Annotated in this window: 26 protein-coding genes; 13 read left to right on the forward strand and 13 right to left on the reverse strand. The window is 64.8% G+C overall.

The genetic code is table 11. The features are described from left to right. Positions 1 to 216 precede the first annotated feature (216 nt). A complete protein-coding gene (locus tag A5777_RS15565) occupies positions 217 to 639 on the reverse strand; it encodes a nitroreductase family deazaflavin-dependent oxidoreductase (RefSeq protein WP_064863348.1) in 423 nt (140 codons plus the stop codon). A gap of 104 nt (positions 640 to 743) precedes the next feature. Here A5777_RS15565 and A5777_RS15570 point away from each other — a divergent pair, with 104 nt between their 5' ends. Then, positions 744 to 2,117 (forward strand): NADP-dependent succinic semialdehyde dehydrogenase, encoded by a 1,374-nt coding sequence (locus tag A5777_RS15570; RefSeq protein WP_064863330.1) that lies wholly within the window; start codon positions 744 to 746, stop codon positions 2,115 to 2,117. 35 nt (positions 2,118 to 2,152) lie between these two features. Here the strand turns inward: A5777_RS15570 and A5777_RS24745 are convergent, their stop codons facing one another. Continuing rightward, the gene (locus A5777_RS24745) at positions 2,153 to 2,701 is read right to left on the reverse strand and encodes an Ltp family lipoprotein (protein ID WP_064863331.1); all 549 of its coding nucleotides are present in this window, start codon (positions 2,699 to 2,701) and stop codon (positions 2,153 to 2,155) included. A 297-nt stretch (positions 2,702 to 2,998) separates the two neighbouring features. Between A5777_RS24745 and thiD the strand changes: the two genes are divergently transcribed. Both thiD and A5777_RS15585 read left to right on the forward strand, forming a co-directional pair. Further along, complete coding sequence (thiD, locus tag A5777_RS15580; protein ID WP_064863332.1) at positions 2,999 to 3,811, forward strand: bifunctional hydroxymethylpyrimidine kinase/phosphomethylpyrimidine kinase; 813 nt, start codon at positions 2,999 to 3,001, stop codon at positions 3,809 to 3,811. 138 nt (positions 3,812 to 3,949) lie between these two features. Continuing rightward, positions 3,950 to 4,765: a DUF1684 domain-containing protein gene (locus A5777_RS15585; protein WP_064863349.1), complete on the forward strand. Its 816-nt coding sequence runs from the start codon at positions 3,950 to 3,952 to the stop codon at positions 4,763 to 4,765. On the opposite strand, the gene A5777_RS15590 is transcribed toward A5777_RS15585, so the two are convergent. The 3 genes from A5777_RS15590 to A5777_RS15600 are packed head-to-tail and all read right to left on the reverse strand — an operon-like array spanning position 4,762 to position 7,252. Further along, complete coding sequence (locus A5777_RS15590) at positions 4,762 to 5,370, reverse strand: MSMEG_1061 family FMN-dependent PPOX-type flavoprotein (RefSeq protein ID WP_064863350.1); 609 nt, start codon at positions 5,368 to 5,370, stop codon at positions 4,762 to 4,764. The two genes, A5777_RS15585 and A5777_RS15590, sit on opposite strands and share 4 nt — an antisense overlap. 50 nt (positions 5,371 to 5,420) lie before the next feature. Next, complete coding sequence (locus tag A5777_RS15595; RefSeq protein WP_064863351.1) at positions 5,421 to 6,563, reverse strand: sensor histidine kinase; 1,143 nt, start codon at positions 6,561 to 6,563, stop codon at positions 5,421 to 5,423. Beyond that, a complete protein-coding gene (locus tag A5777_RS15600) occupies positions 6,563 to 7,252 on the reverse strand; it encodes a response regulator transcription factor (RefSeq protein WP_064863333.1) in 690 nt (229 codons plus the stop codon). Before A5777_RS15600 ends, A5777_RS15595 begins: the two co-directional genes overlap by 1 nt. 160 nt (positions 7,253 to 7,412) lie before the next feature. On the opposite strand from A5777_RS15600, the gene A5777_RS15605 reads away from it, so the two are divergent. Then, positions 7,413 to 7,877: a DM13 domain-containing protein gene (locus tag A5777_RS15605; RefSeq protein ID WP_005206938.1), complete on the forward strand. Its 465-nt coding sequence runs from the start codon at positions 7,413 to 7,415 to the stop codon at positions 7,875 to 7,877. A 35-nt stretch (positions 7,878 to 7,912) separates the two neighbouring features. After that, positions 7,913 to 8,392: a DoxX family membrane protein gene (locus A5777_RS15610; RefSeq protein WP_156527465.1), complete on the forward strand. Its 480-nt coding sequence runs from the start codon at positions 7,913 to 7,915 to the stop codon at positions 8,390 to 8,392. On the opposite strand, the gene A5777_RS15615 is transcribed toward A5777_RS15610, so the two are convergent. The 4 genes from A5777_RS15615 to A5777_RS15630 all read right to left on the reverse strand — a co-directional run bounded on the left by A5777_RS15615 (position 8,357) and on the right by A5777_RS15630 (position 10,696). Next, a complete protein-coding gene (locus A5777_RS15615; protein ID WP_064863335.1) occupies positions 8,357 to 9,250 on the reverse strand; it encodes an exodeoxyribonuclease III in 894 nt (297 codons plus the stop codon). The genes A5777_RS15610 and A5777_RS15615 overlap by 36 nt on opposite strands. Then, positions 9,247 to 9,594: a VOC family protein gene (locus A5777_RS15620; RefSeq protein ID WP_039856015.1), complete on the reverse strand. Its 348-nt coding sequence runs from the start codon at positions 9,592 to 9,594 to the stop codon at positions 9,247 to 9,249. The genes A5777_RS15615 and A5777_RS15620 overlap by 4 nt, the downstream gene beginning before the upstream one ends. A 47-nt stretch (positions 9,595 to 9,641) precedes the next feature. After that, on the reverse strand, positions 9,642 to 10,223 hold the full coding sequence (locus tag A5777_RS15625; protein ID WP_005206944.1) for a dihydrofolate reductase family protein: 582 nt from the start codon (positions 10,221 to 10,223) through the stop codon (positions 9,642 to 9,644). A gap of 77 nt (positions 10,224 to 10,300) precedes the next feature. Beyond that, positions 10,301 to 10,696, reverse strand: coding sequence for a tautomerase family protein (locus tag A5777_RS15630; RefSeq protein WP_005206945.1), 396 nt, complete (start codon positions 10,694 to 10,696; stop codon positions 10,301 to 10,303). Between the two features lie 77 nt (positions 10,697 to 10,773). On the opposite strand from A5777_RS15630, the gene A5777_RS15635 reads away from it, so the two are divergent. Beyond that, on the forward strand, positions 10,774 to 12,441 hold the full coding sequence (locus A5777_RS15635) for an ABC-F family ATP-binding cassette domain-containing protein (protein ID WP_064863336.1): 1,668 nt from the start codon (positions 10,774 to 10,776) through the stop codon (positions 12,439 to 12,441). 289 nt (positions 12,442 to 12,730) lie between these two features. Here the strand turns inward: A5777_RS15635 and A5777_RS15640 are convergent, their stop codons facing one another. Both A5777_RS15640 and A5777_RS15645 read right to left on the reverse strand, forming a co-directional pair. Then, a complete protein-coding gene (locus tag A5777_RS15640) occupies positions 12,731 to 13,921 on the reverse strand; it encodes a tyrosine-type recombinase/integrase (protein WP_064863337.1) in 1,191 nt (396 codons plus the stop codon). Beyond that, entirely contained in the window at positions 13,918 to 14,328 is a 411-nt protein-coding gene (locus A5777_RS15645; RefSeq protein ID WP_064863338.1) for a helix-turn-helix domain-containing protein, read from the reverse strand. Before A5777_RS15645 ends, A5777_RS15640 begins: the two co-directional genes overlap by 4 nt. A 136-nt stretch (positions 14,329 to 14,464) precedes the next feature. Here A5777_RS15645 and A5777_RS25840 point away from each other — a divergent pair, with 136 nt between their 5' ends. From A5777_RS25840 to A5777_RS15665, 4 genes are all read left to right on the forward strand, one after another. Beyond that, the gene (locus tag A5777_RS25840) at positions 14,465 to 14,644 is read left to right on the forward strand and encodes a helix-turn-helix domain-containing protein (protein ID WP_064863339.1); all 180 of its coding nucleotides are present in this window, start codon (positions 14,465 to 14,467) and stop codon (positions 14,642 to 14,644) included. 147 nt (positions 14,645 to 14,791) lie between these two features. After that, on the forward strand, positions 14,792 to 16,261 hold the full coding sequence (locus A5777_RS15655; protein ID WP_064863340.1) for an AAA family ATPase: 1,470 nt from the start codon (positions 14,792 to 14,794) through the stop codon (positions 16,259 to 16,261). A 1-nt stretch (position 16,262) separates the two neighbouring features. Next, positions 16,263 to 16,496, forward strand: a complete 234-nt coding sequence (locus A5777_RS15660; protein WP_156529395.1) for a hypothetical protein — start codon at positions 16,263 to 16,265, stop codon at positions 16,494 to 16,496. Positions 16,497 to 16,498: 2 nt separating this feature from the next. Beyond that, positions 16,499 to 17,635, forward strand: coding sequence for a helix-turn-helix domain-containing protein (locus A5777_RS15665; protein WP_156529396.1), 1,137 nt, complete (start codon positions 16,499 to 16,501; stop codon positions 17,633 to 17,635). Between the two features lie 174 nt (positions 17,636 to 17,809). Here A5777_RS15665 and A5777_RS15670 read toward each other — a convergent pair whose 3' ends face one another. Next, positions 17,810 to 18,286 carry a PaaI family thioesterase gene (locus A5777_RS15670; RefSeq protein WP_064863343.1) on the reverse strand — a complete coding sequence of 159 codons (477 nt, stop codon included), beginning with the start codon at positions 18,284 to 18,286 and terminating at the stop codon, positions 17,810 to 17,812. Between the two features lie 115 nt (positions 18,287 to 18,401). On the opposite strand from A5777_RS15670, the gene A5777_RS15675 reads away from it, so the two are divergent. Both A5777_RS15675 and A5777_RS15680 read left to right on the forward strand, forming a co-directional pair. Beyond that, a complete protein-coding gene (locus A5777_RS15675; protein WP_064863344.1) occupies positions 18,402 to 19,010 on the forward strand; it encodes a TetR/AcrR family transcriptional regulator in 609 nt (202 codons plus the stop codon). A gap of 86 nt (positions 19,011 to 19,096) precedes the next feature. After that, positions 19,097 to 22,138, forward strand: coding sequence for an MMPL/RND family transporter (locus A5777_RS15680; RefSeq protein WP_064863345.1), 3,042 nt, complete (start codon positions 19,097 to 19,099; stop codon positions 22,136 to 22,138). A gap of 35 nt (positions 22,139 to 22,173) precedes the next feature. Here the strand turns inward: A5777_RS15680 and A5777_RS15685 are convergent, their stop codons facing one another. Beyond that, positions 22,174 to 23,397: an IS110 family transposase gene (locus tag A5777_RS15685; RefSeq protein ID WP_064863346.1), complete on the reverse strand. Its 1,224-nt coding sequence runs from the start codon at positions 23,395 to 23,397 to the stop codon at positions 22,174 to 22,176. 409 nt (positions 23,398 to 23,806) lie between these two features. On the opposite strand from A5777_RS15685, the gene A5777_RS15690 reads away from it, so the two are divergent. Beyond that, positions 23,807 to 25,435 carry a plasmid recombination protein gene (locus A5777_RS15690; RefSeq protein ID WP_064863347.1) on the forward strand — a complete coding sequence of 543 codons (1,629 nt, stop codon included), beginning with the start codon at positions 23,807 to 23,809 and terminating at the stop codon, positions 25,433 to 25,435. Positions 25,436 to 25,442: the final 7 nt, after the last annotated feature.

Below are 25,442 nucleotides of genomic sequence, written 5' to 3' on the forward strand. Positions count from 1 at the left end.
GAATACCAGACCAAGACCGATCGTCAGATCCCGGTGTTCGTGCTCGAGTGACGATATCGGCAGCTCCCGCGGGGTGATCTGCATCCCATCTCATGGACTTGAAGTGCCCTTGAGGTTTTATTGTCGACGGTATGCAGTCGCTGTCTGACGCGGTGGATGCGCGTACTGCCTTCACCACCGCGTTTCGTCTTCACCCCGCGGGAGCTGCCGATATCGTCACTCGAGCACGAACACCGGGATCTGACGATCGGTCTTGGTCTGGTATTCGGCGTAGGGCGGGTACGCGGCCACCGCGAGCTCCCACCAGTGCTCACGCTCATCGCCCTCGACCTCGCGGGCGGTGAGCTCGTACACCTTGTCGCCGTCCTGGGCTGTGATCTGCGGATTCGCCTTGACGTTGAAGTACCACGCCGGATGTTCTGGAGCCCCGCCCTTCGACGCGACCATGGCGTACTTGCCGTTCTCCTCGACGCGCATCAATGGTGTGTAGCGCTTCTTCCCCGACTTGGCACCCGTCGTGGTAAACAGCACGACGGGACGATCGGCAACCAGCACACCGTCGGTTGTCCCCTGCTCGAGGATCTTCTTGGTCTGATCACGTACCCAGTCGCTCGGGCTCAATTCCGGTTGTTCGCTCATGGGTCGCACAACGCCCTCCGCGCCGCGCTGATTCCGCATCGACGCAACGTTTCGATCACGAGTGGTAGGCATGAGAGGGGACCCGACGCGGAAGGACCATCGACATGGCCATTGCCACCACCAACCCGGCGACCGGAGAGATCGTTCGGGAGTTCGATTCCCTGACAGAAGACCAAGTCGACGAGGCGCTCGACCGAGCGGTCAGTGGATTCGCGAGCTATCGCACCACGTCGTTCGAGCAGCGGGCGACCTGGCTGCGTGCCACCGCCGACCTACTCGAAGCCGAAGCCGACGGCGTCGCAGCCATGATGACCGAGGAGATGGGCAAGACCCTCGCCTCGGCCAAGGCAGAAACACTGAAGTGCGCGAAGGGCTTTCGCTACTACGCCGACCACGGCGCCGCCATGCTCGCCGACGAGCAGGCCGACGCCAAAGCTGTTGGCGCCAGTCGCGCATATATGCGCTATCAACCACTCGGCGTCGTACTGGCGATCATGCCCTGGAACTTCCCCCTCTGGCAGGCGGTGCGGTTCGCTGCGCCCGCGCTGATGGCAGGCAACGTCGGCATCCTCAAGCACGCCTCCAATGTTCCGCAATCGGCCCTGTATCTCGAAGACGTCCTGCATCGGGCCGGTTTTCCGGAGGGCTGCTTCCAGACGCTCCTGATCGGTTCGGGAATGATCGAGTCGATCCTGCGCGATCCGCGGGTCGCCGCGGCGACTTTGACCGGAAGCGAACCCGCGGGTCGGTCGGTGGCCGCGATCGCGGGAGACGAGGTCAAGCACACCGTGCTCGAACTCGGAGGGAGCGACCCCTTCATCGTCATGCCCAGCGCCGACATCGCGGCGGCCGCGAAGACCGCCGTCACGGCACGAGTGCAGAACAACGGCCAATCCTGTATCGCCGCAAAGCGATTCATCATCCACGCCGACGTATACGACCAGTTCGTCGACGCTTTCACCGAGGGATTCCGCGGCCTCGTCATCGGAGATCCCACCGACGAAGCCACCGACGTCGGACCGCTCGCCACCGAACAGGGGCGCACCGATCTCGAAGAACTCGTCGACGACGCGGTGAGCAAAGGCGCGAAGGTACTCATCGGGGGCAGCCGAGTCGAGCGGCCCGGATGGTTCTACGAACCGACGATCCTCGCCGACATCACCGACGAGATGGAGATCTACTCCGCCGAAGCGTTCGGTCCGGTGGCAGCGCTGTACCGCGTCGAGAACATCGACGAGGCGATTGCGATCGCCAACGACACCACCTTCGGCCTCGGCGGAAACGCCTGGACCACCGACGAGGCCGAACAGGATCAGTTCATCGACCGGATCGAATCGGGCCAGGTGTTCATCAACGGCATGACCACCTCATATCCCGAACTGGGATTCGGCGGGATCAAGCGATCAGGCAACGGCCGCGAACTGACGTCCCACGGCATGCACGAGTTCTGCAACATCAAGACGGTGTGGATCGCCTGATCGGCCGGCTTGATCGTCGGGCGTTCAGGTGACGGTCACACTCCCGCACCGGTCGCGCCCGCCTCGGCCTGTGCGGCTGTGAAGCCGTCGTACTCGAGCTGTTCAACCAGCCCGGAGTGGCTGAATGCACTGATCTCGAGATACGACTTACCCTTTCGTACCGCTTGTGCGGTCCAGTCGGCCCCGCAGTGGTCGGCCGCGTATGTTGCGTCGGAATTCGAGAATCCCTCGTACTCGAGTTGCTCGATCAATTCGGTGTAGCTGAAGCCTGAGATCTCGAGATATGAGTGGGCCTTCGAGAGAGCGTTGCGCTGTCCCGACGACGACCCAGTGGACCCGGTCTCGTCGGCCGGCGCAGCGACCGTTGTTGGACCAGTGACTGTCGGTTCGGTGATTGCTGGCTCGGTGGCTGTCGGTTCGGTGACATCAGCATCTGTGACGGCTGTCGCCGTATGTCTGTGGTCATCTCGGTCTCGGTGGCCTCGGGCGCCGCGGTCGCGGTAACCGTCGTGGTCGTCGGTGTCACCGTCGCGATCTCGGTGACGGTGGCGGTGCTTGCCGAAGCAACCTTGCCTTCCTTGCACCCTCCGACACCGAGAACGATGACGACAGCAGCAAGGGGCACTGCGATACAAGCGGTAGATCTGGTCGAGCGTGTCATGACTGGTCCTTCGTCAAGATGAAACTTTCGCCGCGGCTGCAACGTGCGACACGGATGCAACAAGCACGGATGCAACAAGCGCGGCATGTGCGAATCATCATGACGTCGACCACCGACAAGCGAGACTGTGCTCGGCTCAGACGTAGGCCGATCGGCAGACGGCGTCGCTCTCGTGAAAGGCGACTTCAGGCCGCGATCTGCGGAGTCGTAGGCTTGATGTGTGGTTGATTTTGCATATGTCATCGCCGGTTCGGAAGCGACTGGCGGCGCCGGGATTCAAGTCGATCTGAAGACCTTCCAGGAGTTGGGTGTCTACGGAGTCGGCACCATCACCTGCATCGTCTCGTTCGATCCGAAGAACGGGTGGGCGCACCGGTTCGTACCCGTCGAACCGGACGTCATCGCCGACCAGATCGAAGCGGCAACCGCCACCCATGATCTCGACGTCGTGAAGGTGGGCATGCTCGGCACGCCCGCGACCATCGACGTCGTCGCCGACGCGCTCGCCGCCCGGGACTGGCGTCACGTCGTCGTCGATCCCGTCCTCATCTGCAAGGGCCAAGAGCCTGGCGCTGCACTCGACACCGATACCGCGTTGCGCGAGAAGATCATTCCGCTCGCGACGGTGGTCACCCCGAATCTCTTCGAGGCGCAGATCCTGTCCGGCATGGACGAGATCACCAGCGTCGAGGATCTCGCTGAGGCCGCGCGTCGAATCGCCGATCTCGGTCCGAAGTACGTCATCACGAAGGGCGGCGTCGAACTTCCCGGCGACGACGCCGTCGACGTGCTGTTCGACGGCACGGACGTGACCGTGCTGGCCGCGCCGAAAGTCGGGTCCGAGCGGGTCTCCGGGGCCGGATGCACGCTCGCCGCCGCCATCACGGCCGAGTTGGCGAAGGGCGCCGAGATCGGTGAGGCTGTCGCATTCGCCAAGGAATTCACCACGGCAGGCATCAACGGCCGCGTGTCGGGGCACACCCCGTTCGACACGGTGTGGCAGGGCGCTTTCGTGGACGCGCTCGAGGGCTGACCCGCACGCCGTCAACGTGAGCCCAGAGCGATCGAACCCGGCGTCAAGGGTTGCGCCCAGCGAACGCGAATGGCCATGGTTGGGACGTCGTCGACGTTGCAGAAGAAGTCACATCCGCGACGACTCAGGGAGCACCGAATGACCGGAGCACTGTCCACCTCGACGACACCAGCCGACGGCGACTTCGCCGACGAATGGCAGCAGTGGCACACCATTCGCGAGCGTGACCTCGCCGCTCCCCTTGGATGGCTGTCGATCAACCGCCTCGAATGGCTCGACACGGAACCGTCGCGTTTCGAGGGGCTGCCGGGAACCTGGTGGTTCGACGGCCCGACCGCCCACCTTCGACCAGGCGACGGCGGGTTCTTCGACACCCGCGATTTCGACCTCGAACCGACCGGCCCGGGTGAGGTCGTGGACATCGACGACGTGCACATCGAGGTCGCACGCCGCGGCGACGGCTACCTGATCCGCGTGCACGACGAGAACGCGCCCACGGTGCGCAATTTTCGTGGCGTTCCGGCATATGACGCCGATCCCGCGTGGGTCGTCGAAGCGCGGTTCGAGCCGTACGACCAGCCGCGGCCGGTGACCGTCGGCGCCGTCGCGGAGGGCTTGGCCCACGTGTACGTCTCCCCCGGTGAGCTGGTCTTTGACCACGACGGGCAGCAGCGTCGACTCATTGCCTTCAACGGCAAGCAGGGCGGGCTGAGCGTTCTGTTCACAGATGCCACCTCGGGAATCACCACGTATGCGGCGAATCGAAGCCTGGCCGTCGAGGCTGCCGACGAGGTGCTGCGCAACGGCGGACGTGTGGTGCTCGACTTCAATCGCGCGACCAATCTGCCGTGCGCGTTCATCGACTTCGCCACGTGCCCGCTGCCGCCCGCTGGCAATCACCTCGATGTCGAGGTCACCGCTGGCGAGAAGACGCCGTACGAGCGCTCAGCTTAGTAGAGCCACGGTCGGTACGCTTCGTCGCCGAACTCCTCGTCCGGAATGTCGTCGAGGCCCGCCATCACCTGCTTGGCGAGCTTCGCGGTGCTCGGCACCCTGGTGGGGTCCCACGTCTCGGGCTTCCAGAGTTCGGACCGCATGAATGCCTTGGAGCAGTGGAAGAACACCTCCTCGACGTCGACCTCGACGGCGAGGATGGGTCGCTTGCCGCGGACCGCGAGCTGATCGAAGTACGGACCATCGTCGACGATGCGGGCCGATCCGTTGACCCGCAACGTGTCGCCACGCCCCGGGATCACCGCGATCGCGCCGACGTGCGGATTGGTGAGGATGTTCTCGTAGCCGTCCACGCGCCGATTACCTGGGCGCTCGGGGATCGCGATGGTGTGTTCGTCGATGACGTGAACCACCTTGCCCGCGGGATCGCCCTTGGGTGATACATCCACGCGGCCCGACGCGTCCGATGTGGCCAGGAAGATCATCGGTGTCGCGGCGAGCCATTCGACGTGCGCCGACAGCAACTGCGGCATGGCTTTGTTCGCGATGATCTCTGCCGGATGCCCGACGATCTCCCGCAACTGTGCCTGCGTGGTGACCTGCATACCCTCCATGATGCCCAGTCGACTCGATGCCCAGTCAACTCGATACGCGGTCACCCGGCTGCGGCGGTCGGCAGTTCGAGATCCAGTTGAAAGCCGGCGGCCGTGCGTTGCGCCCGAATGGTGCCACCGTGCGCTTCGACGATGCCTCGCACAATCGCGAGGCCCAGACCGGCCCCGGTCCTCGCGGAGTCGTCGCGGTCAGACGTGCGCGCGGTGTCCGCGCGCCATCCGATGTCGAAGATCGAACCGAGGTCTTCCGACGACACTCCCTCGCCCTGATCGACGACGCTCAGGACGAGCATCGCGTCGTCTCCGACTGCACGGACGGTGATCGTGCTCTCATCCGGCGCATGCCGTACGGCGTTGCTCAGCAGGTTGCCGATCGCGCGCGTGATCTCGCGGGGATCCGCCCAGACGACGTGCCCGTCAATTCCGTCGTCGACGATGCGTATACCTCGACCGGCCGCGATCGCCTGAACGTCCGCCACGGCGTCGCTGACGAGATCGCGTAGGACGACGGGCTCGCAGCACAGCTCCAATGAACCGGTCTGAAGCTTGGACAGCTGGAACAGGTCGTCGACCATTTTGTTGATTGTGTCGACCTTCGTGCGGATCGTCGCGATGTAGAGTCCCGGCTCGGCTGCCGTGCCATCCTCGAGTGCCTCCGCCATCGCCCTCATTCCGGCTAGAGGTGTTCGGAGATCATGCGAGATCCAGGCGAAGAACTGCCGTCGCGCCGCGTCCAGTTCGGCAATCTGTGCGCGGGCGTCTGCCAGGCGTCGCGATGTCTCGGCCAATTCCGCTGACACCTCGTCGAATTCGCGCCATCCGGTGAGCGACGCGGTAACAACGTCACCGTCGCCGACCCGGCGGGCATCGGCGACAAGCGCCTCAACCGGCGATCGAATGGCGCGCCCCGTCACCGCCCAGCCGGCGATCATGCTCATCAGCGCCGAGATTCCGATGACATACGCGAGCACGACGACGTCGTGCCCGGACAGATACATCTCCGCGGCAACCGCCAGGGTGGACACCACGATCGACACCAACGATCCCGCGAGGACGACAGCGCATCGTACAGCAATACCGCTGTGCGGCGTGAGCCTGAGGACCAGCACCGTAAGGATGGTCACCAGCGCGGTCGCCGCGAACGTGGTGCCCGCGATCAGCAGGACTTCATACGGGCCCAACATCATTCGCCCCGTGCGGTGAATCGGTATCCAGCGCCCCACTCGGTGTGCAGAAAGCGCGGAAAGCGCGGCTCGGGTTCGATCTTCTCGCGCAACCGTCGCACGTGAACTGTCACCGTCGATGCGTCGCCAAAGGCCCACTGCCACACTTCGCGCAGGATCTCCTCCCGGCTGACAACCCGATCCGGAGTGCGCACCAGATAGAGCAGGAGTTCGTACTCGCGGGCCGTCAACGCGATCTCCTTACCGTCGACCCACACTCTGCGATGAGCGGGATCGACGCGGAACAGCCCCGCCGTGAATGTCAACGGCGCACTGGTGTTGGCGCTACGGCGCAGCAACGAGTTCACTCGAAGCTGCAACTCCCGCAACGCGAATGGCTTCCCGAGATAATCGTCGGCGCCTCGCTCGAGTCCGGCTATTCGATGGTCGGGTCCATCGAGCGCCGTCAACATGATGATCGGTACCTCAGACACTGCGCGCACTCGACGACACAATTCGTCGCCGTCGATCAGGGGGATCATGCGATCCAGAATCAGGAGATCGGGCATCTCCGCGCTGAGCGCAACCCACGCCTTCTCCCCATCGGCGTGCATCGCGACGTCGCACCCCGCAGCACGAAGGTGATCGGCGACGACGGTTCGGACCGCCGGGTCGTCCTCGACGACCATCACTCGTGCCCCTTGCTGCATCAGTCGAGCGTAACCGCCAAGTGGCTTGTCGCCCGGCGAGAATTATTACGGTGCTGAAATCTGGGCTTACCGCGCTGAAATCATCGCCGGTCGCACCCGCTGTGATTGCTGTAATTCCTGTCGTGCCGAGTCGGCACATCCACCACGTCAGGAGAAACACATGCGGATCAAGACCTTCATCGCCAGCGCCTTCGCAGCCTTTGTAGTCGTCGGCGCCATCGCCGGATGCAGCGATCAGAGCACATCTGCGACGACGACCTCGGCGGCCCCGATGTCCGCATCGGCCGAGACGTCGATGGCCCCCATGAGCTCGACAGCTGCAGCACACGGAGCGTTCGCGGGACTCAACGACAAAAAGGTGTCGGGCACAGCGACTCTCACGGCGGGAAAGGTGGAATTGTCAGGCTTCTCGTCCGACGAAGGTCCCGATCTGCATCTCTACCTGGCCAAGGGCACCTCGGAATCAGACGTCAGCAACGGAGTCGCACTCGGTAAAGTCGCCTACGACAAGGCTTCTCAGTCCTTCGAGGTGCCCACCGGCGTCGATGCTGCCGCCTACTCGGACGTGGTGGTGCACTGCGACAAGGCAAAAGCCGTATTCGGTGCCGCAGAGCTGATGAAGTGACGACAACGGATTCACGCGTCGCGCGCAGTGCGAGGGTGGCAACAGTTGTCTCCGCCACCCTCGCACGCGTGGCACTCGGCGCGCTCTGGCTGCACGAAGGGATCGTCAAGTATCACGCCGGTTTCGGGCGGGCCGACATTCTTCTCGTCGTGCAGAGTGCAGCAAGCAACGAGCGAGTACCCGGCTTCTACCGCGCGTTCACCCGCGACGTCGTCGGACATGTTCCGACTGCCTTCGGCGTTGGCGTCCCGCTGCTCGAAGTGGCACTGGGTATTGCGCTGGTCCTCGGACTCGCCACATTGCCTGTGGCGCTGCTGTCAGCGTTTCAGCTCTGCAACTACTGGTCGGCGGATCAGCTCGTCACCCAATACCCGATCATGCTCGCGCTCTCGGTGGCCGTCGCGGCGTTCGCGTCGACGGCGTCACGAGTAAACCTGCGCACCTCGCTGGCGGCCGTCCACCAGTTGAAAAGGTCGTCGCTAGCGATAGGTCACCACGAGCGGCGCGTGGTCTGACAATCGCTGCGCCGGCGATGGTTCTTTGTCCACTGTCACCGACACGGCGCGGCGAGCCAGACCTGGCGTGGCGAGCTGATGGTCGACGCGCCAGCCGACGTCCTTGGCGAACGACTCCCCCGCCCAGCTCCACCAGGTCAGCGGTCCGGGTCGATCACCATGGACACGCCGGACCACGTCGACGAGTCGACGCGAACCCAAAACCGAATCGAACCAGGCGCGGTCTTCGGGCAGGAAGCCGTCCATCGACCGGGCAGCGCGCCAGTTGGTCACGTCGTGTTCGGTATGGGCGATGTTCAGATCCCCGACGAGCAGAAACTCCCGACCGTCACGTTGGGCCGACAGGCGATTTCGGTTCAGCTCACGAGCGAATGCACTCAGGAATCGTTGCTTTCGGTCGTACTTCGCCCCACCGTCGGGGGCGTCGCGCATGGCTCCTGTTCGTTGACGATGCGCGGGCAGTCCGCCCTTCGGCAGGTAGAGGCACCCGACAGTGACCGGTCGGTCGGCGAGGTCGACTTCGATGTACCTTCCGTGCGTGGCGAATTCGTTGAGTCCGCGTGCTTTCGGCGGATCGGTCAGCCAGGTCCGCACTGCGGTCGGTGGTGTCTTGGTCAGAATTGCCACGCCGTTACGTCCGGCAATCGATCCGACGTCGAGCGCGATCGAGTAGCCGGGAAAACTGCCGACTTCCGTTGCCGGAGAGCGCAGTTCCTGAAGCGCCACGACGTCGGGGCTTCGTTCTGCCAACCACGCGTCGAATCCTCGACGTCGCGCTGCTCGAATCCCGTTGACGTTGAATGACACAACCGTGAAAGGGTCAGGCCGGTTGTGGGACGCGGCCCCGCCGTCGTTCATTGCGTGTGGGTGCCGACGTTGATCACGCGACCGTCGGATGCCCGGTAGAAGAATCGTGTGACGCCCCACGGTTCGTCGGTCAGCGGGTGCACGATCTCCACTCCCGCGGCATGCGCCTGGGCGAGCGCTTCTCGGACGTCGTCGACGAAGATCGAGACGTCGGGGTTGACCGGCGCGGACGCGTCGGAGGTCATGACGCTGAGCTGATGCCCGTCGTCGTCTCCCAGAGTGACGATCCATCCGTGATCCATGAGGACGCGCAGGCCGAGGATCGCAGAGTGCTCAGCAACGGCCTGGTGGAGATCCGAGACGGTGAGATTGGGAACCACTCGATCAACATGCATACTCCCACTCTCTCACCGACCGCCCGGCCCGACGGCCGGGGCCGGCGTCAGCGGCGGTCGTAGGTGAGCACCCGTACACCGCCGGGGAGATCTGTCTCGTCCACCGGGGTGAACAGGGTCGGCGCGAACGGCCCGTTGAACAACGGCACCCCACTGCCGATGATCGACGGGTTCACTTTGAGCACCAACCTGTCGATCTCGGGAAGCAACGCATGTGCCAGCGTTCCGCCGCCGACGAGCCAAATGTCGAGTCCCTCTTCGCGTTTGAGTTCGCGCACTGTCTCGGCGGGTTCGTCTCGCACGATCTCCACGGCTCCAGAGTTGCTCCCTGGAAGAGTCGTCGAGAACACCAGGTGACGAAGATGTGGGTACGCGTCGGGGATACCCGCGGCAAGACCGAGTTCGTACGATCCACGCCCCTCGACGACCGTGTCGAAAACTGTTCCCGCACCGTCGATTCCGAGCGCTGTGCGCACCGGGTCCGGTAGCGTCTCGGGATAGTTCTCGACGATGAACTGCACAACGTCGTCGGTGATCGGGAAGAAGTCGGCCCCGGAAGGGTCACCACCGTCGGGTCCAGCGATGAATCCGTCGAGCGTCGTTGCCACGTAGTAGACGAGTCTGCGCATCGGTTGATTCTCCCATAACGGACATGAGTCGACGATGTCTTCTCACGCGCGTGCGTCGCGGCGAGCGTGCGCTTCACTCACACGTTGACGTCGAAACCCAAGTCCACATCGCAGGCGGCCTGCCCGCCTCGAATACCCCAATTTGCCATCTCGATATCGCGAACGATGACCGTGATGTGGTCGGCCGGGATGCCGAGCACGCCCAGTCGTCGTGAAACCTCTCGGTAGAGAGCACGTTTGGCGTCGACGCTCCGGCCGGCAAAGCAGTCGACGACAACGAGGGTGTACGCCTCCGGAGACGACAGGGTCGGCGGTACCGCGAAGCGATGAGGCTCGTGCACAACAAGTCTCACGTGTTTGTCTTCGACGGGGATCGCGAACGCTGCGACCAAGGAGTCGTGAACCGCGTCCAGAATCGCCGCCTCGGTCTCTGGGGCGTACGTCCGACGAACTTCGACCTGGGTGCTTGGCATCAAGAAACGATACCGCCTGCACACCACGGCCGGACTCGGCGAGCATGTCGCAACGACGTGAGTGCGACGATATAGCAATGACCGCATCACTCGTCGCCAAGGACATCGCCGGCGGCTACGCCCATCGTGTGCTGTTCGATCATCTCGATCTGACGGTCGCGCCGGGCGACGTTGTCGGAGTTGTTCGCGCCAACGGCGCGGGCAAATCGACGTTGCTGGCGGTCCTGTCGGGCAGCCTCGCTCCGCTCGAGGGCACTGTCACGCGCGCGCCGGCCGACGCCTTCGTCGGGTGGCTGCCACAGGAGCACGAGCGCGTGCCGGGTGAGACGGTCGCCCAGTACGTTGCTCGACGAACGGGCTGCGCTGCGGCCAGCGAGGCCATGGAGCTAGCAGCGGCAGCACTGGCCGACGAGGCGCCGGCGTCGGGCGCAGAGGATGATCCGGCCGATGTGTATTCGGCGGCGCTCGACCACTGGCTGGCCACCGGTGCCGCCGATCTCGACGAGCGACTGCCGGCCGTACTCGCCGACGTCGGCCTACGAACCGGCAACACTCCTCCCGAAGACGCGCTCATGACCGGACTGTCGGGAGGCCAGGCCGCTCGCGTGGGGTTGGCCGCGCTGCTGTGTTCACGTTTCGACGTCGTGCTCCTCGACGAACCCACGAACGACCTCGATCTCGATGGCCTCGCGCGACTCGAAGAAGTCGTCAGCGGCATGCGCGGTGGCGTAGTGCTGGTGAGTCACGACCGAGAGTTCATGGCGCGCTGCGTGACTCGCGTTATCGAACTCGACCTCGCCCAACACACCAACACGGTCTACAACGGCGGCTACGAGAGCTTTCTGGAGGAGCGCGAGGTCGCGCGGCGCCATCGCCGCGAAGAGTACGAGGAGTTCGCCGAGAAGAAGGCCGACCTCGTGGCGCGGGCGCGCACTCAACGAGAGTGGTCGAGTCAGGGTGTGCGCAATGCGATGCGCAAGGCTCCCGACAACGACAAGATTCGACGCCGCGCGGCCAGCGAGTCCAGCGAGAAGCAGGCACAGAAGGTGCGGCAGATGGAGAGTCGGATCGCTCGACTCGACGAAGTCGCCGAGCCTCGCAAGGAGTGGGTGCTGGAATTCACCATCGGATCGGCGCCGCGATCGAGCTCGGTGGTCGCCACCGTCGCCAACGCCGTCGTGCGACAGGGAGCCTTCACCCTCGGGCCGGTTTCGCTCCAGGTCAACGCCGGCGAGCGGATCGGCATCACCGGACCCAACGGAGCCGGAAAATCGACGCTCCTGCGCCTACTCACCGGGTCCGTGACGCCCGACGAGGGCACGGCCAGTCTCGGCGCAAGTGTGGCGATCGGCCACATCGATCAGGCGCGTGGACAATTCACCGGTTCACAACAGCTGGCCGACCGGTTCGAGCAACTCGTCGGCGACTATTCGACCGAGCAGGTGCGAACACTGCTGGCGAAGTTTGGCCTCCGCGCCGACCACGTCGACCGCGCCATCGGCGACCTGTCACCGGGCGAGCGCACACGCGCGGCGTTGGCGCTGCTTCAGGCGCGCGGAGTCAACGTACTCGTGCTCGACGAACCGACCAACCATCTCGACCTGCCGGCGATCGAACAGCTTGAAGCGGCACTCGAGTCGTTCGACGGCGCGCTGCTCCTGGTCACCCACGACCGTCGGATGCTCGAGAAGGTGCGTATCGATACGCGGTGGCACGTCGACGGCGGGCGGGTCAGCGTGCAGTGACCCCCCGCGACCGTCACGATGGTGGGGCATTTAGCGGTGTGGCCTTGCGGTTCCCCACCCGAGCGGTATCTGCGCCTCTGGGCAACCGCAACCCGGTTGGTCGCCAACCGTTGGTCCCGGAATCGAAAAAACCCCTTCCGACGCTTGTCGGAAGGGGTTTCACAGCGTCGGGCTGACAGGATTTGAACCTGCGACCACTTGACCCCCAGTAATAGACGTCAGTGGTGAATGATGACGGAAAGCGTCCAGATGCTGCGAGAACAAGCCTGCTCAGTGATGGTCATGGCGGCTAGTCACCTGCAGTTTTCTGATGGTCGTCGGATAGTTCGGGGGTAGATCCGGGGGTATCTACCCCCAACAAGGTCGAACTTATATTCGACACCGCCTCCCCCACGTCGAGGGAACTCGGATGGCCGTAGACCTCCAACGTCGTCTGCACATCCTTGTGACCGAGCAGCCGCTGCACGACGTCCGCGGGTGTCTTGGCCGTGTAAAGCAGGTGGGTGGCAACGCTATGACGCAGCGTGTGCACGCCGACGCGCTGGGTGACCCCGCAGCGCTTGGCCGCGCTCTGCACGATCCGTAGGAGGTTGCGTCCGTCGACGGGTGTCCCCGCTGCGGTAGCGAACACCAGATCATCGGTGTCGAGCCACACCACCGCCGCCAGTCTGTCCTGCTTCTGCCGCGCCCGCTGCTTGCGCAGTTCGGCGATCATCTGCGGCGGCACGGTGAACCGCCTCGACCGCTTGCCCTTCGGATAGGGCTGACGGCGCAGTGCTTGGCCGCTGCCCACCACAGTGCCGCGCACGGCGATCTCGCCCGTGCGCATGTCGACGTCCCGCCAGCGCAGCGCGAGGCACTCGCCTCGACGCATCCCGGTGGTGGCCAGCAGCCGCACGGCGGTGCCGTACCGGCTGTGCTGCTCGGTATACGCGATGATTCGCTCGACGGTGGCCATGTCGAGGTGCTCGGCATCACCGCGTTCCACGACGGGGAGTTTGACGGCCTTGGCCGGATTCGAGCCGATCAGCTTGTCCCGCAGGGCCATATCCAGGATGTGCCGCAGGATGATGAGATCTTGGCGCCGGCTGCTCGGTGCGGCCGTCGAGGTGTTCAGCCACCGCTCGACGTGGCCTACCTTGAGGTCGCGGAGGCGAATCTGCCCCAGGGGGCGATCCTCGATATGGACGCGACAGCGGCACGCGTAGGTGTCGCGGGTGTTCTGGGTGCCGATACCGGGCAGGGTGGTCGTCCGCCAGACCTCCGCCACCTGCGCGATGGTGGCCGTCGCCGATCGGATGGGATTGCCCTCGGCGAGCGCTTCGCACTTCGTGTCGCGGTCAGCGATGGCCTCTTTGGCGTTGGCGCCGTAGCCGCTGACGCGCTGTCGCACGCCGTCGGCCGAGACGACCCATTTCCGGGCTTCGTAGCGGCCGTTGGGTCGCTGCCGGACGGTCCCCTCCCCCTTGCTCCGCGTCATTGCTCTTTCTCCTTCTCGTAGCGATTCACCCATCCGGGCCGCGCAACCGACCGGGGCGGACCTCCGTCGGGGGCAGCGTTGGCGGTGAGCCATGCCCAGACCCTGGTGACCGGCAGGCGGGCACCTGTCACGTCCACGACGTCGTCGATGTCATCCGTGCCGCGCGGCATGAGCAGCATCGCGGGCGAGACGTCCAAGCTGAGCGCCAGCACGATCAGGTCGTCCACGTCGACGCGCCGCCGACCGGCCTCGATTTCACTCACAGCCTGCCGCGTGAGGGGCCGGCCTGCGGCGGTCGCGCGCTCGGCGAGCTCGGCGACGCTGAGCCCCTGCGTCGCGCGCAGGATGGTGACGTTCAGCGCGACCGTCCGCCCTGTCGCGTCGATTTCGATCTTTTTCGCTGCCATGCCGCCATCATAGACGGATAATCCGACAGATACCGACCGCTTCCAAATTTATCCGACAGCTAACCGCCGTATGTGGTAGCTTAGGGATCACATTGTCCGGTTATCGGACAGGTATCAATCGGAAGGGGCCGACCAGATGAATCTGCCAGAGGGCCTGGTGCTCAGTGAGACCGCCCGGCGCGCGACGGGGTACGGCAAAGACCGGTGGCGAGAGCTGCTGAGGTCTCGCGAGATCCCGAGCACGAAAATCGGACGGTCGGTCTATGTGCGCGAATCGGACGTCAGCGCCTACATCGAGCGTCAATTTGTCGCCTAACGGAAAAAACCCCGGCGGGACGGCCGGGGTTTCCTCGATCTGACATCGCAGGGAGGCGTTCAGATTATGACAACTGCTATTGACCCTACCACGGAAGACCCTACCACGGAAGACCCTACCACGGAAACCGCCCTTGCGGAGCTCGTCATGGCACTGAAGACCGCCGGTGAGCTCGATGCGGACGGCACACCCACGACCGGTCGTGAGGACGAGCGGTTCACCGCGAAGCTGAGGGCCCTTGGCCCCGAGGCGCTGGTGCGGTTCGCGGATGCCGTGCGCAGAGGCGCACTCGATCTACAGGGCCTCAACGCGGCCGTCACAGACGTGACGAAGCGGCAGGCACGGGCGCTTCTCGACGGTCTGCGCCCGGACGTGGAGCCGATCAGCATCGGCCTCGACGCCCTCGGCGAAATCGACCTCTCGACGCTGACCAGCTCGGTGCCTGAGCGCGGCCCTTACTTGGATGGACTTGTCGCCGAGCGCGGCTTGACGCTTCTGGCCGGTCGCGGTGGCGTCGGTAAGACCTGGATCGCACTGCGCGCGTGCATGGACGCCGTAAGCGCTGGTGGCGCGGTCTATATGGACCTCGACGGCAACGGCGTCGAGCGCCTCTACGGGCGACTGCGCTTGCTCGGTCTGAGTGACGCCGAGATCCGCACACGTGCAGTGAATGTGGTCGATCCGGCCGCAATAGCGGCCCGAAATCGCGCTGGCACATGGGAGACGGTGCAGGCGATCCTCAAGGGGCTGGAAGCTGCTCCCCCTGGGCTGCTCGTGCTCGATTCTTTCGCCAAGCTCATCGCCGCGATGGGCGGGAGCGAGAACGACGCCGCCGACTGCAACAGGATTCTGGCGACAGTCGAGTACCTCCGCACAGTCACCGCCGTCATCGTCATTGATCACGTCGGCCATGAGGCGACGGCCCGGCCGCGCGGAGCCGCAGCGAAAATCGACACGCCCGATTCGGTCGTGATGCTGCGGGCCGTCGAGAGTCCCCCCGATGACGAACTGATCGCCGCGGCTGATCTGGTGGCGGTCAAAGACAGGAACGGGGCCCTGCGCGCGCATCTGGCGACGGCGGCCGATTTCGGCCTCGGGATGCCACTCGGGCGAGTCGACGTCCGGCACGGTCACGGCGCCCGCGCCCCGCACACGGTCACGGTCACCTCGGCCCGTGACGCGGCGGCCTCGGCCTCCTCGCTGGCGGCTGCTGAGAATGCGCTGGGTCTCGACCCGGATAGTCGACGCGTCGCAGAGCTGGCGCGTGTGGTGGAGGAAAGCGGCCACGAGGGGGTAAGTGCGACCGAGCTGGTCGAGGTGCTCACCGGGATGGGTGACGGCCTCGCCCTCCCACGCCAGCAGGCCCGGGAATGGGTTCATGATTGCGTGGCCCGATGGGTGGCGTCCAGGTGGGTGACCGAAGTCGCGCGCGGTCGCGGCCGCCGCGTCGTCTGGATGATCGCAGACCCCAACCCCGCCGACCCCGTCTACCCCGCCGTCTACCCCGCACTGCAGATGTTCGCCCCCATCGATCCCAACGACCTGCCCCGCAACGGAGGCCCGGTCCCACCGGAATCAGACGACGGACCATCTGATGCGCGCCGAGGGGGCGCCTGACATGAGCACACATCCACACGACGTGGTCGCTGCCATGGACCCGTACGCGACCGCCTACCTCGAGGGCGTGGCGGCGGGAGTTCGGGCCGCGCGCCCGGCTCCGACCCCGGCGACGGCTACCGCCTATCTGAGCGAGCTGCTCGCGATCCAGGCCGCGTGCTACGCGAGCTGGCTGCGCGAGCAGGCCCCGCCCCCGCTGCCTCGGGACGCGGGCATCGACGAGAAGGAGCAGTGATCATGAGTGACCGGCAGCGGCAGCCCGAACATCGGCGCGGGTATTACCTCGTCGTCCTCGTCGTCGGCGTGGCGCTCAGCGTCGTGGGCAACGCGCTGCACGCGTGGTCGGCCTGGCAGACTGCGCATCCCGCCGGCATCGGCGATGGTGAACTGGGCCCGGTGTGGTCAGTTCTCGGGACAGCGATTTTCCCGTTGATCCTGCTGATGATGACCGAGATGACGATGCTGGCCGTCACGCGCTTCGGTGGTCCGGTGCGGTGGGGCCTGACCGTCCTCGCTGGATGCGTCGCGGTGATCAGCTTCGCCGTCAGCTACGAGGCGCTGGTCTACACGTCCCGCACCGTCCTCGGGGTGGGTGACGACCTGTCGATGGTCGCGCCACTGGTGATCGACCTTCCGATCATCGGGGCCACGATCGCGCTGTGGGCCGTGGCTGACCGCATCCGGCAGGACGCTACCGGAGCCGACCACGCCGCAACCATGACTCCTGACCACGTGTCTGTCGGACACTCGCCGGACACCCCCGTCCTGTCAGGTGCCGGACACCCGTCGGATATTGCCGTCCAGGTCTCGGGCGAACGTCTGGACACCCCGTCCACCGGCGCGCCGGACACCCCCGTCCAGTCGGTCGCCGGACAGTCGTCGGACGCCCTGCTGGACGAGGTGTCCGATGAGCCTCGCCGGACACCGGACACCGGCGCTGAGCAGCTCGGACAGTCGCTGGACACCCTTGTCCAGGTGTCCTCCGAGCCGTCATCGGACACCCCCGATGAGGTGTCCATCGGACAGCCGGACACCGCTGCCCGACCAGCCGCCGGACACTCACTGGACACCCCCGATGAGGTGTCCATCGGACAGCCGGACACCCCGTCGACTGAAGCGTCGAACACCCCGGTCGAGGGTGTCCGGGATCTGTCTGATCTCGCCGCCCGGGTCGTGGAGGAGGTCGGAACGACGGCAGGCGCGGCGACTGTGGAGCAGGCACTGCGGCTGCATCTCGACGGCGCCGGGCTGCGTCGGATCGGTGACGAGGTGGGCAGGTCACGATCCACGGTGTCGCCGTGGATCGTGACTGCGAAGCGACTCGACCCGACGTATGGCCGCGACGAGGCGCGCGCTCTGGAGGTCGTGCGGTAACCGCCGTCGCCCCGAGAGCCCCGGTCGCAACGACGGCGACCGGGGCTCTCTGGCGTCCGCGATCCGGCGGTGGGTGTTCTGACGTGGAGCGTGGATCTCAATGCGGGTGCGCAAGGATCAGACAGCTGATGGTTTTGGGGCGACTCTTCTGTTTGCTGGCGTGCCTAGCGGTCGCTAGTCGGCCTGGAAGAATCGGGTGATGAGGTCTGCTGTGGCGCCCGAGTCTCCGTGATGACGAAAATGGCTCAGATCGACCTTTACGAAGACCGCTTCTGCGGCGAAATAGGTTGTGTCGCCGACGGTACCGTTGGCTTCGATGAAGAGCGCGCGGTCGGTTTCGTCGACGAGGGAGGCGGTGATGTGCACGGGGGTGTGCAGTGGGACCGGGCGTCGATACTCCACGGTGAGGGTTCGGGTGACTGCGGGTGTTTCGGCGATCCACAGGGTGAAACCCATGATGTCGTCGCATGCCGCTGAGATGGCTCCGCCGTGGGCGAGTCCCGGGGCTCCTGAGTGGCGCTCGTCGAATTGCAGGTCGGCATAGACGTGGTCGCCGTGCAGGTATACCTCGAGGTGCAGGCCATTGGGGTTATCTTCGCCGCATCCCATGCACCATGGTGCGTGTGCTGGTAGTTGCTTGTCGCCACTCATCAGTGACCTTCCTGAGCCTTCAATCGGTACCGCCACCGGCAGTTTCGCTCTGTTACCGACGGTATTGTTGTGCAGTCAGAGGTTCTTGATTATTGGTTCATAGGGAGTGGCCAGGGTGGAAACCATCGATTCCGACGATGTTGACCCGAGGCGGGTTCGGTCGCGTCAGCGTTTGTTGGACGCTGCGGTGACCTTACTGAACAGTGGCGGGGTCGAAGCCGTTACCGTGGAGGCGGTCACTCGACTGTCTCGTGTTGCTCGCACCACCTTGTATCGTCACTTCGAGAGCTCCACAGATCTGGTGGCGGCTGCCTTCGAGCGGTTGTTGCCCCAGGCCGAGACCCCCGCGACGACGACGTCGATCCGCGATGACCTGCTGAAGCTGATGCACCGGCAGGCTGAACTTATCGATCAGGCACCGTTACAGATGACGACGCTGGCATGGTTGGCAATGCTTCCCGAGCAACCCGACGGGGATCAGAACGCGCTCGCGCCACTGCGTCGTCGAGTCGTCGAGCAGTATCGAGAGCCATTCGATCGAGTGTTGACGAGTGACGTGGCCACGGCTGAGCTCGACAACTTCGATTTGACCATGGCAGTCACCCAGCTCGCCGGCCCGCTGGTCTTTGCCAAGCTCACGGGCATTCGTTCGATGGCAGTCGGCGATCTCGAACAGCTTGTCGACGACTTCCTCACGGCCCACCGGCGGCACCAAACCTCCTAACCTCCTTCCCCATCTACGCTACCGCTAGTACCGTAACGCTACCGCCGGTTTCAGAAGCGGCCTGGGTCGAGGGTGAGGTACTGCGTATGGTGGTCCAACGTCCAAGTGGTGGGCGCTTGACGGCGCGCCGGTTGGTGGAACGCAGCGAGTACAGCGCGACGTTGGGGCGGTTGGCGCGGTTCACCTTGGCGCACAGATCTCTTGTCATCGGGGCGTGGGTGGCTGTGGGTGTCGTCTTGGCGATACTGTTTCCCCAGTTGGAGACGGTGGTGCGGCAGCAGTCTGTTGATCCGATCCCTGCTGGGGTTCCATCGTTTCAAGCACTCGATCAGATGGGTGGTGCGTTCGGTGAGAAGGGCGCCAAGACCACTGTTTTCGTGACCATGGAGAACCCGCGTGGGTTCACCGACGTGGCGCGGGAGCGCTACGACATGCTCGTTCTGCAGTTACGCGAGAATTTCGACGATGTGCAGTCGGTGCGGGATTTGCTCTCCGATCCGACGACGGCCGGCCAAGCCTTGAGTGAGGACGGGCAAGCCTGGTACCTGCCTGTCGGGGTCACCGGAACCTTGGGGGGGCCAACGGCCACGCATGCTGTGGAGACCGTGCGCCAAACCGCGCAGCGGGTGTTTGAGGGTACGGGCACCACTGTTCACGTCACCGGGCCGACGGCCACTTTCGGTGATCAGATCGTTAGTGCTGAAAGCGATTTGGTCGTGATCACTGTGGCGACGGTGGCGCTTATCGCGATCATTCTGTTGATCGTTTACCGATCGCTGTTCACTGCGCTGGTGCCGTTGTTGGTGATCGGTGTCAGCCTCGGCGTGGGCCGCGGGGTCTTGTCCGCGCTCGGCGAGCTCGGTATGCCGGTGTCGCAGTTCACCGTCGCGTTCATGACCGTCATTCTGCTCGGAGCCGGGGTTGACTACTCTGTCTTCTTCATCAGTCGCTATCACGAACGGCTGCGTCAGGACGCCACCACTGAGGTTGCGCTCGTGGACGCGACAGCAACCATTGGACGGGTCATCCTGGCTTCAGCTGCCACGGTGGCGCTGGCCTTTTTGGCGATGGTCTTTGGTCAGCTGAGCGTGTTCTCCACCTTGGGTCCGGCATGCGCTATCGCAATCCTCATCGGATTCCTCGCCACGGTCAGCCTGCTACCTCCGGTGTTGCTGTGGGCGGCGCGATTCGGCTGGGGCGCACCCAGACGAGATCTGACGCGGAAGTACTGGAATCGCGTCGCCGTGCTCGTCGTGCGGCGTCCTGTGCCGCTGCTGGCACTGACCTTGGTCGGGCTGGTCGTGCTCAGCGGCTTCGCGATGGGCATCCAGATCACCTTCGACGATCGTGAGGGGCAACCCGAGACAACCGACAGCAACGAAGGCTACGCGTTGCTCGACCGTCATTTCCCTCAGGACGTCACTATCACCGAGTTCCTCGTTGTAGATGCGCCGGTCGATCTCCGTACTGCCAGCGGGCTGGCCGATCTTGAGCAAATGGCCTCACGTGTATCCCAGATCCCAGGAGTGACTCGAGTCATCGGCGTTACCCGTCCCACCGGGGACAAGCTCGAGCAAGCCGAGTTGTCCTGGCAGAACGGCCAGATCGGGAACCGGTTGGCGGGTGCGGTCGACGATGGCCAGGACCGCCGAGGTGACCTCGAACAGCTCCGTACAGGCGCATTCCAACTCGCTGACGGGCTTACTCAGCTCGACACCCAGGTACGCACCAACTTGGCCCCCCTGGTCGGCATCCTCGATCAGGCAAGCACAGCCGAGCAGCAGATTCAGCAGTACCAGCCACTACTACGCCAACTCGCCGCCTCCGCACCAGCGCTCGATCGCGCTTCTCAGAATGCCCCACAGCTGGCCGCCCTCACCCGCCAAACATCTGCAGCCCTGGCAACAGTGACCTCGATCCTGCCCATCCTCGATAATGCGCCCTGGTGCACCCAAGTCCCGCAGTGCGCAGCTCTGCGCGCGCAGACCCGCAATCTCGACGCCGTACTGAGTAACGGGACCCTCGACCAGATCACTACGCTGTCAACACAACTCGCGCAGCTGGATACACCGATCGCAACAGTCACCGACCAACTCACTTCCACCGTCAACTCCCTGGGATCCACGCTGGGAAGCATCAATAGCCAAGACCTTCCCGGCAAGCTCACCCAACTGCAAACAGGTATCAGTCAACTCGCGGCGGGATCACGCCAACTGGCCGCCGGTGTGTCCGCGCTGATCGACAGCAACCTTCAACAACTCGCCGGGATGGCCGCGCTAGCCACACAGCTACAAACCTCCGCCCGTGAGACCGCCGGAACAGACTCAGCAACCGGCTTCTACCTCCCACCTCAGGCCAACGCAGACCGCCGTTTCGTCGACGTCGCTCGCCAGTTCGTCTCGCCCGACGGCCATACCGTGCGCTACGCAATACAGACCAGCTTCGACCCCTACAGCACCGAGGCCATGCAACTGGCCGACACCATTACCGCTGTCGCACACGCCGCCAGACCGAACACAACCCTGCAGGACTCCACCATCGCGATAGCCGGGTTCCCCGCCATCAACGCCGATCTGAAACGTCTACTCACCGAGGACTTTCGACTCCTAGCGTTGGCCACCCTCACCATCGTCGGTCTGATCCTGATCCTCCTACTCCGAGCACTCATCGCGCCGCTATACCTTCTGGGCACCGTCATTCTCAACTACACCGCGGCACTGGGTATCGGAGTCCTGATCTTTCAACACATTCTCAAAACCGATATCGCCTGGCCCGTACCACTACTGGCCTTCATAGTCCTCGTCGCGGTCGGCGCCGACTACAACATGCTTCTTATCTCTCGCCTACGCGAAGAATCCCAAAACAACATCCGCATCGGCGTCCTGCGAACCGTCACCAACACCGGATCAGTCATCACCTCGGCCGGACTCATCTTCGCTGCCAGCATGTTCGGACTCATGGCCGGCACCATCTCGATCATGACCCAGGTCGGACTCATCATCGGCATCGGCCTGCTGCTCGACACCTTCATCGTTCGCACCATCGTTGTGCCGACCATCGCCACACTTGTCGGCAGAGCAAGCTGGTGGCCGAGTACCCGAACCGCCACGCATCCAGCGTCCCGCTAGTACGCACACGTACCGGATCTGACCGGCTCAGCCAGTCATCCAGCCATCGCGCCTACCTCATCGACTGACACCCGCTCGACGGTCGGGCGCAGCAACCACACCCTACCGTCGCGGATCAGTGCCCAGACCACGTCAACCAGACGTCTTGCGAGAGCGATGAGGGCATGGACATGCGAGCGCCCCTCGCATCGTTTGCGCTGGTAGAACTCGCGAGAGGGCCCGTCGCGTTGCGAGCTGTTGAGTGCTGCCATGTAGAACACCTTTCGCAGACCTCGATGGTAGCGCTGGGGTCTACGCACGTTTCCACGCCGATTTCCGGAGTCGTGCGGTACCGGAGCAAGTCCAGCGTAGGCGGCGAGTTTGGCGGCTGAGCCGAACGAGGCGAGGTCGCCACCGGTGATCGCGATGAGCTCGGCGCCGCTTCGGGCGCCGATGCCAGGTACGGATTCGAGAATCTGCGCGTGAGGGTGTCGGCGGAACACTTCGGTGATCTGCTTGTCCAGCTCGGCGATCTGGCGAGTAAGCGCCATCAGGGAGGCCGCCGCCTGTCGCACCAGCAGTGCTGTGGTCGCCTCGCCAGGCAGGGCTATCGTCTGCGAGGCAGCCGCGGCGCGCGCCTTGTTGATCATCTTCGGAATGGTCGGTCGGCGGACGCCGTGCCCGCGGAGGTGGTCGTAGATCTCGTCGTCTGAGACCGCAGCGATCGCAGATGGCGTGGCGAAGCGGGTGAGGAACGCCAGACCGGTCAGTGTCGAGTAGTCGAAACATCGTTCCAGACCAGGGAAGATGCGAGTCAGCAGGCCGCGTAGGCGGTTGATTCCGCGCGTACGTTCGGTGATGAGGTCGCTGCGCTGGCCGGTCAGCAGGTCAAGTTCGATCGCGACATCGTCGGGCACCGAGATCGTCGTGAGATCGCCACGTAGGCGGGCCGTCTGGGCGATCACGACCGCGTCGCGGGCATCGGTCTTGCCTTCGCCGGCAAACGCACCGGTCATGCTGTGAACGACACGACCGGGCACATATCGGGTGTGCTGGCGCCGTACAGCCAGCACACCCCGCAACAATGCCGACTCCGGCGCGGTCATGTCGATCGCCCACACCACCGTCTCGACACCAGCGACCCGGTCCACCAGCGCTTCGATAGCAGGCTGATCGTTGGGAAGCCGCCGAGACCACAGCACTGTTCCCGTCTCGTCGACCGCGGCGGCGTGGTGCGCATGCCGACCGACATCGATTCCTACCCAAACCTTTTCGTCCATACTACCCTTCCGTGTGCGGTTGGCTCGTCAGGGTGGTTTCGCCGGCACACCTTTACACAGCGACAAGTTCGCGAACACATCTCAATCAGCGGCCGAAACGACCCGTCACGATCCGGGGTGACCTTCCACGCCAAGCCACCAGCGACGACAGGTGATTGTCGAGCCACGCCCCGAACCGCGGACAAGCGTCCGAGGCAACCGCCCCGGACGTACTCCAACGTAAAGGAGTGGGTGTGTCCATGCCCCTCGCAGATGCTCTGCCCCCCGCAGGGGCGAACCCCTTACACCGGAGCGAAGCGAGGATGTAAGGGTAGTGAGTTACCCCCACACCAGTCTCAGCTGCGATACAGTGGGGGTAACGAACCTCCGGCGGGAGCTCCGCTCCCGCTGCGACCGAAGGGAGCTGGCCGTGGCCGTGAGCGCGACTGCCGCCGGCTGGAGCACCTCGGCGCGGTGGGAGGGCTGCACCCGGTCGACGGCCGTCCCGCGCATCCGACACATCCTGCGCGACGTCGAGGAACAGCAGGGCTTGTACCGCGCGCACAGCAACGAGTTGATCGACCCTGCGATGACGTCGGCGAACTTCAGCTTCCGTCTGGCGGTGGCCGAGGACGGCTCGCTCGTCAAGGAGCGCATCACCGACGTCGACTCGGTGTTCGAGCATCTGAACGACTCGCTGGAGCGGGTGCAGCGGTACCGGACGGTGCCTGAGTTCCGGATGGTGGTCGAGAAGGACGAGAACGGCCAGAAGATCCCCGAGGTCGACGATGCGGGCGTCGCGGTGCTGGACAAGAAGGGCCAGCCCGTCTACCGGCGCCGGAAGGTGCCGATGCCCAACGCCGGCGAGAAGGTGCCGGTGGCCATGAGCAAGGACACCGTGGTGGCCGTCGAGGAACTTTTTCAGCTCGATCCGGAGTGGACCGGATCGAGCAAGGAGATTACGGCTGAAAAGCGTACCGAGATCCAGGAGCTCTACGACGTCTGGTACGCCGACCTGGTCGATCAGTACGGCGCGAGCAACGTGCTCTGCGTGAGCGAGCACTGGGACGAGACGAGCCCGCATGTGTCGGCCTTCTGCATGCCGTTGGCCGAGCGCGCCGACGGCACGGCGGAACTGAACGCCAAGTTGTTCACGACCGGCACGAAGAAGCCGACCCGCAGCGCCGCGCGGCAGGCGTACGTCGCCAAGCACGACCGCCTGCGCGCGGCGCTGCGGGAGCACGGTTACGAGGCGGCCTTCGAGCGCATCACCCCGCGGGACGCGCAGGGGTTCGCGGAGAAGGGGGCGCCGCTGGCGAACTTCAAACGTGCCGCCAAGCGGGCGACCGCTGAGGAGCGGGCCGCCCTGGACCAGCGCGAGACGGCCTTGACGGAGGAAGCCGCTGCCAGTCGGGTGGCGCTCGAGGACCGGGAAGCGGAGATCGACGCCGCCGCGGTCGCCCGGACGGCCGCGCTGGACCAGCGTGAGGCCGACCTGGACCAGCGTGAGGCCGAGATCCCGCGTGCCCGCGCGGCGGCTGTCGACGAAGGTCGTGCCGAGGGACGCGCCGAGGGCCGTCGGCTGGCCGAGCAAGCCCGCGCTGACGGTTACCGGGACGGTCATGCGGCCGGTGTGCGTGATGCCGAGAGTGAGACCAGTGCGATGGTGGAGCAGGCGCGGGCGGACCGAGCGGCGGCGGCCGAGGCGGTCCGTGAGGCCGCCGACCTCACACCCGCGCAGGCCGCGCAGCTCGTCGTCGATGACTACACGACGAAGTCACGCGACGCTCTGAAGCGGTATCCGGTGCGCAAGGTCGACTACGACGAGACGGGTAAGCCGCACCGCGTGCTCGACGCTAAGGGCCAGCAGGTGATAACCACCGCCTGGGAGCAGATGCAGACCGACACCGCGCATGCCCCGGGCCCTGACCTCACCGTCGGCCAGGTGCGGCGTGACGGTGCGAAGCTCACGCGTGAGATCGCCGCCGACAGTCGCGCGCATGATGGAGCGCAGCAGCAAAGCCAGCAAAAGAGGAACGACAGAGGGATCGGACTATGACCACTGT

Origin of the sequence: Gordonia sp. 852002-10350_SCH5691597 (assembly GCF_001665715.1) — a bacterium.
In the GTDB taxonomy this organism is placed as follows: Bacteria; Actinomycetota; Actinomycetes; order Mycobacteriales; family Mycobacteriaceae; genus Gordonia; species Gordonia sputi.